The sequence below is a fragment of the Methylobacterium sp. AC690 genome (assembly GCF_979256535.1).
The window spans coordinates 18,115-32,774 of the sequence record NZ_CEEDOX010000024.1 but is presented as its reverse complement, the minus strand read 5'-3'; the positions used below and the strand labels follow the sequence as shown (position 1 = coordinate 32,774).

At 70.8% G+C, this 14,660-nt stretch carries 14 protein-coding genes; 7 read left to right on the top strand and 7 right to left on the bottom strand.

Translation table 11 applies throughout. The annotated features are described in order from the left end of the window. Positions 1-23 precede the first annotated feature (23 nt). From atpD to atpC, 3 genes are all read left to right on the top strand, one after another. Positions 24-1,484: a F0F1 ATP synthase subunit beta gene (gene atpD / locus AC0IY1_RS22480; protein WP_055948229.1), complete on the top strand. Its 1,461-nt coding sequence runs from the start codon at positions 24-26 to the stop codon at positions 1,482-1,484. Positions 1,485-1,488: 4 nt separating this feature from the next. Beyond that, positions 1,489-1,737 carry a hypothetical protein gene (locus AC0IY1_RS22475; RefSeq protein WP_055948230.1) on the top strand — a complete coding sequence of 83 codons (249 nt, stop codon included), beginning with the start codon at positions 1,489-1,491 and terminating at the stop codon, positions 1,735-1,737. Positions 1,738-1,819: 82 nt separating this feature from the next. Beyond that, positions 1,820-2,221 carry an ATP synthase F1 subunit epsilon gene (gene atpC / locus AC0IY1_RS22470; protein ID WP_055948233.1) on the top strand — a complete coding sequence of 134 codons (402 nt, stop codon included), beginning with the start codon at positions 1,820-1,822 and terminating at the stop codon, positions 2,219-2,221. 19 nt (positions 2,222-2,240) lie between these two features. On the opposite strand, the gene AC0IY1_RS22465 is transcribed toward atpC, so the two are convergent. The 4 genes from AC0IY1_RS22465 to AC0IY1_RS22450 are packed head-to-tail and all read right to left on the bottom strand — an operon-like array spanning position 2,241 to position 4,984. After that, entirely contained in the window at positions 2,241-3,479 is a 1,239-nt protein-coding gene (locus AC0IY1_RS22465; protein ID WP_471772539.1) for a CCA tRNA nucleotidyltransferase, read from the bottom strand. Beyond that, on the bottom strand, positions 3,476-3,733 hold the full coding sequence (locus AC0IY1_RS22460) for a DUF6111 family protein (RefSeq protein WP_055948241.1): 258 nt from the start codon (positions 3,731-3,733) through the stop codon (positions 3,476-3,478). Before AC0IY1_RS22460 ends, AC0IY1_RS22465 begins: the two co-directional genes overlap by 4 nt. A 34-nt stretch (positions 3,734-3,767) precedes the next feature. After that, complete coding sequence (locus AC0IY1_RS22455; RefSeq protein ID WP_471772537.1) at positions 3,768-4,409, bottom strand: CoA pyrophosphatase; 642 nt, start codon at positions 4,407-4,409, stop codon at positions 3,768-3,770. Next, positions 4,406-4,984, bottom strand: a complete 579-nt coding sequence (locus tag AC0IY1_RS22450) for a DUF1285 domain-containing protein (protein ID WP_471772535.1) — start codon at positions 4,982-4,984, stop codon at positions 4,406-4,408. The genes AC0IY1_RS22455 and AC0IY1_RS22450 overlap by 4 nt, the downstream gene beginning before the upstream one ends. Before the next feature lie 239 nt (positions 4,985-5,223). Between AC0IY1_RS22450 and AC0IY1_RS22445 the strand changes: the two genes are divergently transcribed. The 4 genes from AC0IY1_RS22445 to AC0IY1_RS22430 are packed head-to-tail and all read left to right on the top strand — an operon-like array spanning position 5,224 to position 12,107. Further along, positions 5,224-6,228, top strand: coding sequence for an AAA family ATPase (locus tag AC0IY1_RS22445; RefSeq protein ID WP_055948250.1), 1,005 nt, complete (start codon positions 5,224-5,226; stop codon positions 6,226-6,228). 3 nt (positions 6,229-6,231) lie between these two features. Then, the gene (locus tag AC0IY1_RS22440; protein WP_103710643.1) at positions 6,232-7,167 is read left to right on the top strand and encodes a DUF58 domain-containing protein; all 936 of its coding nucleotides are present in this window, start codon (positions 6,232-6,234) and stop codon (positions 7,165-7,167) included. A 10-nt stretch (positions 7,168-7,177) separates the two neighbouring features. Further along, positions 7,178-9,997 carry a DUF4159 domain-containing protein gene (locus AC0IY1_RS22435; protein ID WP_471772532.1) on the top strand — a complete coding sequence of 940 codons (2,820 nt, stop codon included), beginning with the start codon at positions 7,178-7,180 and terminating at the stop codon, positions 9,995-9,997. A 28-nt stretch (positions 9,998-10,025) separates the two neighbouring features. After that, positions 10,026-12,107, top strand: coding sequence for a hypothetical protein (locus tag AC0IY1_RS22430; protein ID WP_471772530.1), 2,082 nt, complete (start codon positions 10,026-10,028; stop codon positions 12,105-12,107). 4 nt (positions 12,108-12,111) lie between these two features. Here the strand turns inward: AC0IY1_RS22430 and AC0IY1_RS22425 are convergent, their stop codons facing one another. Genes AC0IY1_RS22425 through AC0IY1_RS22415 form a run of 3 tightly spaced genes read right to left on the bottom strand, consistent with a single transcriptional unit; the run spans position 12,112 to position 14,657 of the window. Beyond that, on the bottom strand, positions 12,112-13,002 hold the full coding sequence (locus AC0IY1_RS22425) for an alpha/beta fold hydrolase (RefSeq protein WP_471772528.1): 891 nt from the start codon (positions 13,000-13,002) through the stop codon (positions 12,112-12,114). 45 nt (positions 13,003-13,047) lie between these two features. Next, positions 13,048-13,551 (bottom strand): GNAT family N-acetyltransferase, encoded by a 504-nt coding sequence (locus AC0IY1_RS22420; protein ID WP_471772526.1) that lies wholly within the window; start codon positions 13,549-13,551, stop codon positions 13,048-13,050. Further along, positions 13,548-14,657: a microcin C ABC transporter permease YejB gene (locus AC0IY1_RS22415; RefSeq protein ID WP_471772524.1), complete on the bottom strand. Its 1,110-nt coding sequence runs from the start codon at positions 14,655-14,657 to the stop codon at positions 13,548-13,550. Before AC0IY1_RS22415 ends, AC0IY1_RS22420 begins: the two co-directional genes overlap by 4 nt. Between the last annotated feature and the right edge of the window lie 3 nt (positions 14,658-14,660).

The window sequence follows — 14,660 nt, the reverse complement described above, 5'->3', positions numbered from 1 at the left end:
AACGTATCCAAAGGACCCGTAACATGGCGAACACCGCGATCCCCGGCGCCGGCTCGAGCAAGGTCGGCAAGATCACCCAGGTCATCGGCCCCGTGGTCGACGTTCACTTCGACGGCCACCTGCCCGAGATCCTGAACGCCCTGGAGACCAAGAACAACGGCAGCCGCCTGGTGCTCGAAGTCGCCATGCAGCTCGGCGAGAGCACCGTGCGCTGCATCGCCATGGACACCTCGGAAGGCCTGGTCCGCGGCCAGGAGGTCACCGACACCGGCGAGGCCATCAAGGTCCCGGTCGGTTTCAACACCCTCGGCCGCATCATGAACGTCATCGGCGAGCCGATCGACGAGGCCGGCCCGATCCAGTCGGACACCCTGCGCGCCATCCACCAGCCGGCGCCTGCCTATTCCGAGCAGTCCACCGAGTCTCAGATCCTGGTCACGGGAATCAAGGTGGTCGACCTCCTCGCCCCCTACGCCAAGGGCGGGAAGATCGGCCTGTTCGGCGGCGCCGGCGTCGGCAAGACCGTGCTGATCATGGAGCTCATCAACAACATCGCCAAGGTGCACTCCGGCTACTCGGTGTTCGCCGGCGTCGGTGAGCGCACCCGCGAGGGCAACGATCTCTACCACGAGATGATCGAGTCCAAGGTGAACATGGATCCCAAGGAGCACAATGGCTCGGCGGAAGGCTCCAAGTGCGCCCTGGTCTACGGCCAGATGAACGAGTCCCCCGGCGCCCGCTCGCGCGTCGCGCTCACCGGCCTGACCATCGCCGAGGACTTCCGCGACCAGGGCCAGGACGTGCTGTTCTTCGTGGACAACATCTTCCGCTTCACCCAGGCCGGCTCGGAAGTGTCGGCGCTTCTCGGCCGCATCCCGTCGGCGGTGGGCTACCAGCCGACCCTGGCCACGGACATGGGCGCCCTTCAGGAGCGCATCACCACCACCACGAAGGGTTCGATCACCTCGGTGCAGGCCATCTACGTGCCGGCCGACGATCTGACCGATCCGGCGCCCGCCGCCTCGTTCGCCCACCTCGACGCCACGACCGTGCTGTCGCGCTCGATCGCCGAGAAGGGCATCTACCCGGCCGTGGATCCGCTGGACTCCACCTCGCGCATGCTCAACCCCGCCGTCCTCGGCGAGGAGCACTACGAGGTCGCCCGTAAGGTCCAGCAGACCCTGCAGCGCTACAAGGCCCTGCAGGACATCATCGCGATCCTGGGCATGGACGAGCTCTCGGAAGAGGACAAGCTCACCGTCGCCCGTGCCCGCAAGATCGAGCGCTTCTTCTCGCAGCCCTTCTCGGTGGCCGAGATCTTCACCGGCTCGCCGGGCATCCAGGTTCCACTGGCCGACACGATCAAGGGCTTCAAGGGCCTCGTGAACGGCGAGTACGACGACCTGCCGGAGGCGGCGTTCTACATGGTCGGTACGATCGAGGACGCCAAGGAAAAGGCGAAGAAGATCGCCGCGGCGGCCTGAGGTCTTGAACGCGAAAGTCGTTCTCCTCCTCGTCGGTCTCGTGGTCGGCGGTCTCACTGGGTATCTCACCCGGCCCGAGGCCGCCGAGATCAAGATCGGGTCGTTCAGCCTGGAGGTTCAGGGGGATTCGCCGGCGGGAACCCGCGGCGGCTCCCTGACCACGGGGCAGCTGCAGCACATCGGCATCTTCGCCGTCATCGGCGCGGTGCTGGGCCTCGGGATCGGCTTCGTCGCCGATCGCCGCAGGGCCTGACGACGAACTCGACGGCGCGCGCCTTCGCGGCACGGCGCGCCGTCACTCCGCACAGACAACCCGAGCCGGGATCCTCGACCTCATGGCCACCTTCCAGTTCGATTTCGTCGGTCCCGAGCGGACGGTGTATTCCGGTCAGATCGAAGCCGTGCAGCTGCCCGGCATCGAGGGCGAGATGACCGTGCTCCCCGGCCACGCTCCCGTGCTCACCGCCCTCAAGGTCGGTGTCATCGTGATCAACGAGGCCGGCCATACCGGCAAGCGCGTCCTGGTCCGCGGCGGCTTTGCCGATATCGGGCCGACCTCCGTCACCGTCATCGCCGAGCGCGCGAACCCCTTCGAGGAAATCTCCCCGGAGTCCCTGGATCGCGATATCGAGGCGGTCGAGCTTCTACGCGACGCCACCGAGGACTTCGCCAAGAAGGACGAGCTCACAGGCCAGATCGTCCAGCTCCGCGACGCGAAGGTCGCGCTCAACTTCTAAGGTCTTTAACTTCGAGATCTCACGCGGCCGCGTGCTCAAGGAGAGCCTCGCGCGCGGCCGTATCGTCCGGGCAGCCCAGATCCAACCAACGGGCCCGGGCGAGAGCGAGCCGCCGACCGATCTCAGGACCCGGCGGAACCCCCCGCGCCACGAGATCGGCGCCCCCGAGGGGAAACTTCGGCGCGCCGATGCGGCCACCGGCCAGCTCGGCCAGATAGTCTTCCGCCTCAGGCGAAAGGGCCGGCATCTTTTCGCCCTGGGTGGTTGTCCGCGCGAGGGCGAGGCCAAGCCGATCGTGAGCGGCGGCCAGTCTCCGGATCTCCGTAGCGTCGATGATGGCCCGTCCATGCAGAGCGCCGAGGGCCCGGCCATAGGCCGCGAGGGCGGCGGCTTCGGTCTTCGAGAGCCGTAACCTGATCTCCAACCGCCCGGCATCGGCCTCGGACCAGATCGCCAGCGCTGCCAGCCGGTCGATCGCGGACGCCTCCAAGCCCTTCGCGAGGGCCCGGGCGAAGCGCCCGCGATCCCCGAATCCGCCGATCAGCCGCATCAGCAGCCCGGTCTCGCTCAAGATCGCGACGGCCGCCGCGGCGTTCGGCGCCAGCAGGAGCTTGAGGAGTTCCGCCCGGATGCGCTCGCGCGAGAGTCCGTCCAGGGCATCGCGGGCGGCGATGCAGGCCGACAATCCCTCCGGGTCGGGGAGGCCGACCCCGTAGCGGGCATGAAACCGGAAGAATCGCAGGATGCGCAGGGCATCCTCGCGAATGCGGGTCCGGGCCTCTCCGATGAAGCGGACACGTCCCGCCCGCAGGTCGTCGACCCCGCCCGTCGTGTCGTGGAGGCTGCCGTCGGGCGTGAGCGAGAGCGCGTTGATGGTGAAATCCCGGCGCTGCGCGTCGCGGGCGAAATCACGCCCGAACCGCACCACGGCATGGCGCCCGTCGGTTTCGACATCCTCCCGCAGGGTCGTGACCTCGAAGGTGGCTTCGCCGGCGAGCAGCGTGATCGTGCCGTGCTCGATCCCGGTCGGGATGGCCCGCAGACCGGCGTCAGCGGCGCGGACGATCACGGCCTGCGGCAGCAGCGTGGTGGTCAGGTCGATGTCGTCGCCGGAGCGCCCGAGCAGAGCGTCGCGGACGCAGCCGCCGACGAGGCGGGTCGCTTCGCCCTCCGCGGACAAGGCGGCGAGCACGCGACGAACCCCCGGTCGGTCGAGGAGATGGCCGAGGCCCGCCTTGTCAAGGACGTGTCCGCTCACTGGAACCGTCCGGGCACGACCTGGCCGTTCTCCAGGTGGGGCGGCACGTAGCCGCCGCGATGGCGCTCGCTGAAGAGACCCGTCGCCACCAGGGAGAGGATGACGAGCACCACGCCCGCCAGGGTCAGGCGGAAGGCCTGCCCGTCCCAGTGCACGCCGTGGTCTGGCCGGCGTCCGCGGATCGCCAGGTAGAGCGCGTAGAGCAGGAACGGCGAGAGGAAGATCAGGAGTTCTTCGAGGACGCGGCGGATCATGAGTGTCTCGAATGGCGAAGGGGCGGACGCTGCCTCAGGGGAAGAGGCGTTCCTGCAGGTTGTTGACGATCCCGGCGGTGACGCCCCAGATCCGGAACTCGCCGTAGGTGATGGCGTAGTAGCGCCGCTGACGACCGCGCCAGACCGCGCTCTCGATGCGACGCTGGGCCGGGTCGAGGAGGTGACTCAGCGGAACCTCGAAGGTAGCGGCGACCTCGTCGGGGTTCAGGGACAGCTCCGCCTCCGGGTCGACGAGACCGAGCACGGGCAGAACCAGGAAGCCCGTGGCGGAGAGATAGGGATCGAGGTAGCCGAGCACACGGATCGCTTCGGCAGGAAGCCCGACTTCCTCGCGCGCCTCCCGCAGGGCGGCGTCGGCCGGGCTCGGATCCTCGGCGTCGATCTTGCCCCCCGGAAACGCGATCTGCCCGGAATGGTCGCGCAGATGCGCGGCCCGCACGGTGAACAGCAGGTGAGGACCGTCGGCTCGGGGCAGCACGGGCACGAGCACCGCCGCGCGCCGGTGCGGACGCTCCGGCACCACTGCCGTATCCGCGCCGTCGAGGTCGTGGTCACCCCGCGGATTCGCCGTCGGAGCGCCATCGCCCGGCGGCTCTACGGACAGATACTCGGCGGCCCGGGCGACGAGATCCGCCAGCGCAGCGTCCTGCCTCATGCGCTCTCGGCGGGCGCGATGCGGTGAAAGGCGCCGCCGGCCGTGACGCCGAGCCAGCCGTCCTGCTCCTCTGCCAGGGCAAGGAGATCGTAGGTCAACGCCCGGGTCAGCAGCGCCCAGAGATCGCGGCGGACGTGGACGTAGGGGCGCAGGCCACCGCCCGCATCCTGTTCGAAGCGCAGGGCATGGTCGGCATCCACCGGCACGAGGTCGTCGACATTGGTGCGGAAGGCGATGCGTCGCCCCGGACCGTCGCCCTCGGCCGCCATCTCCACGGCGACGAAGGGGGCATCCTCGACCGTGATGCCGACGCTCTCCACGGGCGTGACCAGCACGTAGCCGCCATCGGGCTCACGCCGGAGGATCGAGGCGAAGAGCTTGACCAGCGCCGGGCGGCGGATCGGCGCGCCGTCGTGGTGCCAGGTCCCATCCGCGGCGATCCGCATGTCGATCGCTCCGCAGAAGGGCGGCTTCCAGCGCTCCACCGGCGGCGGGCCGCGGCGCGCCGCATCGCCAAGGGCGGCGCTGAGGCGGTCGATCGTCGGATCGGCGGCGGGCGGGGCTGGGTCAGTCATGCGATCACAAGATAGCGCATCCGGCTGACGGGGGAACGGCGGCGCGACGTTCTCACCAGGCGGCTCGACATCCGCCCGCGCAGGCCTGAACCCTGCGTCGTCGCGCCGACCTTGCCAGCGTGCCGCAAAGGGCGCCACACTCCCGCACAGACGGCCGACGCTCGGCCCGCCCTTTGATGGCGCATTCCCGCCGCGTGCGGCCCTTGCCGGCCGACGCGGAGAAGCCAGGACCGATACCCATGATTCAGGGCTCCCAGCCGGCCACCACCCTCGATGACGGCATCGTCGCTACGGCGGAAGCCTGTCTCGGTTCGGTCGGACAGGCCCGCGAGGCGATCCACAAGGTCATCTTCGGCCAGGAGCAGGTCGTCGACCTCGCCCTGGTGACGATCCTGGCCGGCGGCCACGGTTTGCTGGTCGGCCTTCCCGGCCTTGCCAAGACCAAGCTGGTCGAGACCCTCGGTACCGTTCTCGGCCTCGATGCCCGCCGCGTACAGTTCACCCCGGACCTGATGCCGTCCGACATCCTGGGCACCGAGATCCTGGACGAGGACGCGGATCGCCATCGCTCCTTCCGCTTCGTCAAGGGCCCGGTCTTCACCCAGCTGCTCATGGCGGACGAGATCAACCGCGCCAGCCCGCGCACGCAGTCTGCCCTGCTGCAGGCCATGCAGGAGAACTTCGTGTCGGTGGCGGGCGAGCGCCATGACCTGCCGCGCCCCTTCCACGTGCTGGCGACTCAGAACCCGATCGAGCAGGAGGGTACCTATCCGCTGCCCGAGGCCCAGCTCGATCGCTTCCTCCTGGAGATCGACGTTGGCTATCCCGACCGCGCTGCCGAGCGCCGCATCCTGATCGAGACCACGGGCGTCGACGAGCACAAGCCGGTGGCGGTGATGTCGACAGAGGCCTTGCTCACGGCCCAGCGCCTCGTGCGCCGGCTGCCTGTCGGGGACGCGGTGGTCGATGCCATCCTCGACCTCGTGCGCGCCGCGCGCCCGGAAGGCGGCGATCCCGCGCTCAAGGGCAAGCTCCTTTGGGGGCCCGGCCCCCGCGCCAGCCAGGCGCTGACCCTGGCGGTGCGCGCTCGCGCCCTGATCGAGGGCCGCGTGGCGCCCTCCATCGCCGACGTGAAGGCGTTGGCCGAGCCCGTGCTCAAGCACCGCATGGCGCTGAGCTTCGCGGCGCGCGCCGACGGCGAGACCATTTCGGGCCTCGTCGCCCAGCTCGCCGGCAAGCTCTAGGGCATGGTGATTCCCCGGCCCGGCGGCGGCGCCACCCAGGTCCTCGACCGGAGCGCACGCAATCCCGGACGCCGCGAGACCGAGAGCGCGCTCGCCCTGGCCGAGCGCATGCCGCGCCTGATTCTCGAATCCCGCCGGGTGTCCTCGACCCTGGCCCACGGCATCCACGGACGCCGCCGGGCCGGGCCGGGTGAAAGCTTCTGGCAGTTCCGGCCCTTCGTCGCCGGCGAGGCCGCCGCGCGCATCGATTGGCGCCGCTCGGCCCGGGACGACCGGCTCTACGTGCGCGAGCGCGAGTGGGAAGCCACTCACAACATCTGGTTCTGGATCGACCGCTCTGCCTCAATGGGCTTCGCCTCGCACCTGGCGCAGGCGCCCAAGGTCGAACGCGCGCTGGTGCTCGGCTTCGCCCTGGCCGACGCTCTGGTCGAGGGTGGCGAGCGTACCGGCCTGCTCGGCCTCACCCGGGCCACCGCTTCCCGTCGCATCGTCGAGACCATGGCGCAGGCCCTTGTCGCCGATGGCAGGGGACAGGACGACGATGCTCCGCCGCCGGCCACGCCGGGTCGGTTCGACGAGGCCGTGCTGATCAGCGACTTCCTGTCGCCGCCCGATGCCGTGAAGGCGTCGGTGGACCGGCTCGCCGGCCGGGGGACCCGTGGCCACCTCGTGATGATCGTCGACCCGGTGGAAGAAACCTTCCCGTTCACGGGGCAAGCGGTCCTGCACGACCTGGAATCGAAGCTCAGCCTCAATGTCGGCGATGCGGGTGCCTGGGGCGAGGCCTACCGGATCCGGATCGCCGCCCATCGCGATCGCCTCGCGGAGATCGCCCGGTCCCAGGGCTGGACCTTGACGATCCATCGCACCGACCGTCCGGCGAGCGAGGCGGCCCTGCGCCTCCTGACCCTCGTCGCCGCGGCGCGCGGGACCGGCTGAGGATCGCCGCATGCTCGGATTGCCCCTCACCTTCGCCGCGCCCCTGGCGCTCGCCGCGCTCGTGGCCTTGCCAGCTCTCTGGTTCCTGCTGCGGGTGACCCCGCCGCGGCCGCGACGCATCGATTTTCCCCCTCTGCGAATCATGGCCGATCTGCTGGGCAAGCGCGAGACGCCGGCCCGGACGCCGCCCTGGCTGCTGATCCTGCGCCTCCTCGCCGCCGCCTGCCTGATCCTGGCGGTATCCGGCCCGGTCTGGAATCCGTCCGGTACGGGTGCCGCCACGGGGCGCACGCCGCTCCTCGTCGTCCTCGACAACGGGTTCACCGCCGCCCACGATTGGCGCGACCGCCTGCGGGTGGCCACCGACACGATCGAGAGCGCGGCCCGCGACGGCCGGCCTGTGGCGGTGACGGCCCTGGCCGAGCCGGCCGCGGCCCTGGAGGCCAAGGTCCCGGCCGCCGCCCTCGAGCGCCTGCGCGCCATCGCGCCGCGTCCGCATCTCGCCGACCGTGCCGCGCACCTGGCATCGCTCACCGCCTTCCTCGAGCGTAGCCCCGGCACGGCGATCCTCTGGATCAGCGACGGGGTCGCGGGCCCGGGCGAAGAGACGTTCGGCAAGAGCTTCGCCGACCTTGTCGGCCGGACCGGCGCTTCGCTGACGATCCTGAAGGCCGACCAGCCGCCGGCGCTCGCGCTCTCGGCCGCCGAAGCCAGCGGCCAGCTCACCGCCCATGTCCTGCGGGCGGCACCGAACGGCCGCGACACCGGTCTCGTGCGTGCCGTCGACCAGAAGGGCCTGCCCCTGGCCGAGCATGCCTTCACCTTCGGACCGGAGGCCACCGAGACCGCGGTCGGTTTCGACCTGCCGGTGGAGCTGCGCAACAGCATCAGCCGGATCGAGGTGGCGGCGGAGCGCTCGGCCGGCGCCGTCACCCTGGTGGACGAGCGCGGCAAGCGCCGCCGCGTCGGCCTCGTCTTCGGCGGGACCAGCGATCAGGCCCAGCCGCTGCTGGCGCCGACCTACTACCTGTCGCGCGCGCTCAGCCCCTATGCCGACGTGCAGGAGCCCCGGGGCGCCAAGGGCATCGCGGAATCCATCGGACAGCTTCTCGACAACCAGGTCTCGGTCCTCGTCCTCGCCGATGTGGGCGCCCTCGACGGTCCGACCCTCGCCCGCGTCGAGCAATTCGTCGACGAGGGCGGCCTCCTGCTGCGCTTTGCCGGGCCGCGCCTCGCCGCCGGCAACGATCCCCTGGTGCCGGTGCGCCTGCGCCGTGGCGGCCGCACCCTCGGCGGCACGCTCTCCTGGGACAGTCCCAAAACCCTGGCGGCCTTCGCCCCCGAGAGCCCCTTCGCCGGCCTGACCCCGCCGGCCGATATCGGCGTGCGCCGGCAGATCCTGGCCGAGCCCGACGGCGACCTGCCGGGCCGGACCTGGGCGTCCCTCCAGGACGGCACGCCCATCGTCACGGCCCAGAAGCGCGGCCAGGGCCTCGTCGTGCTGTTCCACGTCACCGCCGACACGACCTGGTCGAATTTGCCCCTGTCGGGCCTGTTCATCGACATGCTGCGCCGGGTGGTGAATCTCGCGGGCGCCAAGGCGCTGCCGGCGGGCGATGCCGCCGCACGGGCCACGGCCGTGCTGGCGCCGCGCCTCACCCTCGACGGGTTCGGGGCCCTCGGGGCGCCGCCGGCCGGCGCCACCGCGGTCTCCGCCGACGAGACCGGCCGGGCGACCCTGGAGCACCCGCCGGGCTTCTACGGCCCGGCCGACGGCGGCATCGCCGTCAACGCCCTCGTGGCGGCGGACCGGTTGAAGCCCCTCGATTTCGGAGCCCTTTCCGGCGCCCGCCTCGGCTCGCTCGCCGGTGCCGAGACCCTCGACCTGCGCGCCACCCTCTTCACCCTGGCCCTGATGCTCCTCATCCTCGACACCCTCGCGGGCCTTTGGCTCGGCGGCTTCCTGCGGCGCGGACGGGGCTTCGTCTCGCGCCCGGCGGCGCTCCTCTTCGCCGGCCTGGCGCTCGGCGCGCAGGTCGGTACGCCCGGTCCGGTCCAGGCTCAGCCGGCTCCTCCGGTGCGTGCGGGCGCCTTCGACTCGGCCCTCGCCACCCGGCTCGCCTACGTCGTCACCGGCGACGAGGCGGCGGACACGGCGAGCCGGGCCGGTCTCTCCGGCCTGACCCAGATGCTGGCGAGCCGCACCGCCCTGGAGCCTGGCGACCCGATCGGGATCGACCCCGCCAAGGACGAACTCGCCTTCTACCCGCTGATCTACTGGCCCATCGTCGCCGGGCGGCCACAGCCGAGCGACGCCGCGATCCGGCGCATCGACGCCTTCATGCGCAACGGCGGCACCGTGATCTTCGACACCCGTGACGCGCTCACCGCGCGGCCGGGCGGCCCGCCGACGCCGGAGGGGGCGTATCTCCGCAAGATGCTGGCGACCCTGGAGGTGCCCGAACTCGAGCCGGTGCCGCCCGACCACGTGCTGACCAAGGCCTTCTACCTCGTCGACAACTTTCCGGGCCGCTACGCCACCGGCCAGACCTGGGTCGAGACCCTGCCGCCGGCCGGGGAGGGCTCCGAGCGCCGTCCCGCGCGGGCCGGCGACGGCGTCTCGCCCATCGTCATCACGAGCAACGATCTCGCCGCCGCCTGGGCGGTGGGCAAGCGCGGCGAGCCGCTCTACCCGATCGTCGGCGGCGACCAGCGCCAGCGCGAGATGGCCTTCCGCGGCGGCATCAACTTCGTGATCTACACCCTGACCGGCAACTACAAGGCCGACCAAGTCCACGTCCCGGCACTGCTGGAGCGGCTGGGCCAGTGATGCACCCCGCACCGGAGGCCCCGCGCCCATGCTGAGCCTCAGCTTCACCCCCCTGGTACCCTGGCCGGTGCTGATCGGCTTCGGCGTGCTCGTCGTGATCTTCGCCGTGCTGGCCTTCCTGGCGCGCGGACGCACCGCGATCCTGCGGGCGCTCGCCCTGGCCCTGGTGCTCCTGGCGATCGCCAACCCGTCCCTGGTGCGCGAGGACCGCGAGCCGGTGAAGGACATCGCCGCCATCGTGGTCGACCGTTCGGGCTCGCAGGCCCTCGGCGACCGGCCGGCCATGACCGATGCGGTCCGCGCCGAGTTGCAGCGCCGCTTCGGGGCACTGACCAACATCGAGCCGCGCTTCATCGACGTGCCCGATGCCAAGGAGGGCGACGGGGGCACCCGGTTGTTCACCGCCCTGTCGCAGGCGCTGGCCGACGTGCCGGCCGAGCGCCTCGCGGGCGTCGTCATGCTCACCGACGGCGTGGTCCACGACATTCCGGCCTCGGTGGCGGCCCTGGGCCTCAAGGGACCGCTCCACGTCCTCGTCACCGGCCATCCGGACGAGCGCGACCGCCAGATCAAGTTGATCGAGGCACCGCGTTTCGGCATCGTCGGGCGCGACCTGACCATCCGGGCCGAGGTCATGGAGCGCGGTGGCACCGGCAGCGCCACCGTCACCGTGCGCCGCGACGGCGAGGACGTCGGACGTCGGACCTTCCCCACCGGCCAGCCTTTCTCCCTGACCATGCGGATCGAGCATGGCGGGCCGAACGTGGTCGAGATCGAGGTGGAGCCGCTTCCGGGCGAGCTCACCACGATCAACAACCGCGCGGTCCTGCCCATCGAGGGCATCCGCGAGAAGCTGCGGGTGCTCCTCGTCTCGGGCGAGCCCCACCAGGGCGAGCGCACCTGGCGCAACCTCCTGAAGTCCGATGCCAACGTCGACCTCGTGCACTTCACCATCTTGCGGCCGCCCGAGAAGCAGGACGGCACACCGATCTCCGAACTCTCCCTGATCGCCTTCCCGACGCGCGAGCTGTTCGTCCAGAAGATCAAGGACTTCGACCTGATCATCTTCGACCGCTACGCCAACCAGAGCGTGCTGCCCTCGGCCTATTTCGACAACATCGTCCGCTACGTCCGCGAGGGCGGCGCCCTGCTGATCGCGGCCGGCCCCGAATTCGCCTCGCCCTCTAGCCTGTCGCGGACGCGCCTGTCCGCGATTCTACCGGGCGAGCCCAACGGGCGGGTGGTCGAGCAACCCTACAAGGCGAGCCTCACGGGCGTCGGCAACCGCCATCCCGTCACCCGGGCATTGCCCGGCTCCGAGGCCTCGCCCCCCGCCTGGGGCGACTGGCTGCGCATCGTCTCCGCCCAGGTGAAACCCGGCATCCAGCCGATCCTGCAGGGCCCGGACGCCCTGCCGCTCCTGGCCCTGTCGCGCGAGGAGAAGGGGCGGGTGGCACTGCTCCTGTCCGACCATGCCTGGCTCTGGGCTCGGGGCTATCAGGAGGGCGGGCCGTATCTCGACCTGCTGCGCCGACTGGGTCACTGGCTGATGAAGGAGCCGGCCCTGGAGGAAGAGGCTCTGCGGGCCCAGACCACCGGCCACGGCCGGGAGGTCCGCGTCGAGCGCCAGACCATGGCCGACACGGTGGAGCCCGTCACCGTGACGGGCCCGACCGGCAACCAGCGCACCCTGACCCTGACGCCCGGCGAACCGGGCCTGTTCGCGACGACCTTCGAGGCTGCCGAACTGGGCCTGCACACCCTGCGTTCGGGCAATCTCGTCGCCTTCGTCAGCGTCGGTCCGCCGAATCCGCGCGAGCTCGCCGACGTCTTCAGCGACACCGAGCGCCTCAAGGCCCTGGCCGAGGGCACCGGCGGCTCGATCCGCCGCGTGGCGGAGACCGGCGGCATCGTGGTGCCGCGCCTGCAGTCGGTTCGCAGCGGCCGCCTCAGTGGTGCCGACTGGATCGGCTTCCGCCCGAGCGACAGCGCCAACATCCGCGGCGTCGAGGTCTATCCCCTGGCCCTCGGGCTGTGGGCGTTGGCCGCCCTGGCGGCCGCCGTGCTGGCGATGTGGCTCGTGGAGGGTCGGCGCGGCCGGGCGGCCTGAGCGCTTAATCCGGCAGCCGCTCGAAGAACCGGGCGATCGCGGCGGCTGCCCGGTCGGGGTCCTCCCGGTGCGGGAAGTGGCCGAGGCCCGGGAAGGGCGCGAAGTCGAGGTCCGCGAAGGTCTCGCCGAGGCGGTCTGTCCAGGCGAGGGGGAACAGCGGGTCGGAATCGCCCCAGCGGATGCCGGTCGGGACGGTGATCGGCGGCAGGGACGGAGCCTCGCCGCGGATCATGGCCAGGCGCCCGGCCTGCGCGCTGACGTACCAGTTGAAGCCACCCTGCAGGTTGCCGGGCGCCAGGAAATTGTCGACGAAGGCCTCCAGCACGTCGTCGAAGGCGGCCGGGTTGCCGCCGGCCCAGTGGCGCAGGAAGTGTCCGATATAGAGCCGGCAGCCCTCGCGCGAGGCCCCGACCTGTGCGGCCGCGAAGGGCTTCACGTGGTAGGACTGGTACCAGATTTCGGCGAGCATCTCGGGGACGGCGAGGCGCGGCCCGATCCCCGGATAGGGGCAGTCGAAGGTGAAAAGCCCGGTCAGGCGCTCCGGCACCGTCCGACCCAGGACCTGCACGACGGAGGCTCCGACGTCGTGGCCGACGATGCCGGCCCGGGCGATGCCGAGGGCATCGAGCAGCGCGACGATGTCGGCGGCATGCACGTCGGCGCCGGCGTCGTCGGAGGGTTGGAGATCGGGCTTCTGGCTGTCACCGAAGCCGCGCAGATCCGGCGCGATCAGCTCGAAGCGGTCGGCGAGGCGCCGCATCACCGGTTCCCAGGTCAGCCAGAATTCCGGCCAGCCGTGCAACAGGACCAGCGGGCGGCCGCGCCCGAGCCGCGCCACGTGGAGCGCGATGCCGTTCGCCGTGATCGTGTCGTGCCGAATCGCCGAAGTGTCCATCGGAGTGCCGTCCCTGCCGGCGCCGGGTCGGCGCCTTCGGCGGGGTCAACGCGGACGGAGGGCTGTGACGTTCCCGGAGATCGTCGCGGCCGCGCCGGGCCGGAGCTCGCGCCAGAGGAAGCGGGCCGGGTCGACGGGGGAAGGCGGGACGAGGCGTCCGGGCGGGATCGGCGTGAAGCCGAAGCGCCGGTAATAGGGTGCGTCGCCGATCAAAAGGACGAGGCCGTGGCCGGCGGCCGTCGCTGCGTCGAGGCAGGCCGTCATCAGGGCGGCACCGATGCCACGCCCCTCGAAGCTGGGATCGACCGTGAGGGGGCCGAGCACGAGAAGGGGATCGCCCGCCTCGGCCGGCGCCACCCGCACCGAACCCACGAGGTAGGTCGCCACCAGGGCGGTGAAGCAGAGCTCCGCGACGGGTGCGGTCCCCTCCCGCAGGCGGTAGGCGGTGCGGGCGAAGCGGCCGGGGCCGAAGGCGCGGGCATGGAGCCGCTCGATCGCCTCGGCGTCGCCCGCGTGCTCGTGTCGGATGATGAGGGGGAGGGTGGTCACGTCGCCCGCGCCGAGAAGTCGATGCGCGGGTCGATCCAGGTGTAGATCAGGTCGGAGAGCAGGTTCACCGCCAGCCCGAGCAGGGAGAAGATGTACAGGGTCGCGAACACCACGGGGTAGTCGCGTCCAACGATCGAGGTGAAGGACAGGAGTCCGAGACCGTCGAGGGAGAAGATCGTCTCGATCAGCAGCGAGCCCGTGAAGAAGGCCGAGATGAAGGCCGCCGGGAAACCGGCGATGACGATGAGCATGGCGTTGCGGAAGACGTGGCCGTAGAGCACCCGGCGCTCGGACAGGCCCTTCATCCGGGCCGTGAGGACGTACTGCTTGCGGATCTCGTCGAGGAAGGAGTTCTTGGTCAGCAGGGTCGAGGTCGCGAAGGCGCCGAGCACCAGGGCCGCCAGCGGAAGCGTCATGTGCCAGGCGTAGTCGACCACCTTGCCCCAGAGGCTCAGGGACTCGAAGTTCTCGCTCGTCAGGCCCCGGATCGGGAAGATCTGCACGAAGGAGCCGCCCGCGAACAGGATGATCAGCGCGATACCGAAGAGGAAGCTCGGGATCGCGTAGCCGATGATGACCACGGTCGAAGTCCAGAGATCGAAGCGCGAGCCGTCATGCACCGCCTTGCGGATGCCCAGCGGAATCGAGATCGCGTAGGAGATCAAGGTCATCCAGAGACCCAGCGAGATCGACACCGGCAGCCGCTCGCGGATCAGCTGCAGCACCGAAACATCGCGAAAATAGCTGTTGCCGAAATCGAACCGGACATAGTCCCAGATCATCTTGGCAAAGCGCTCGGGCGCCGGCTTGTCGAAGCCGAATTGCTGCTCGAGCTTCTTGATGAAGGCCGGGTCGAGCCCCTGCGCGCCGCGGTAGCGGGCACTCGCCTCGCCCCCGCCCCCGCCGCCGCCGCGTGCGGCGCCGCCGAGGTCGCCGGCCCCCCCGGTCACCCGCGACAGGCTGCCCTCGTTCTGGCCCTGGAGCTGGGCCAGCACCCGCTCCACCGGGCCACCGGGGGCGAACTGGACGATGACGAAGGTGATGAGCATGATCCCGAAGATCGTCGGGACCATGAGCGCGATGCGGCGCAGGATGTAGCCGAGCACGGG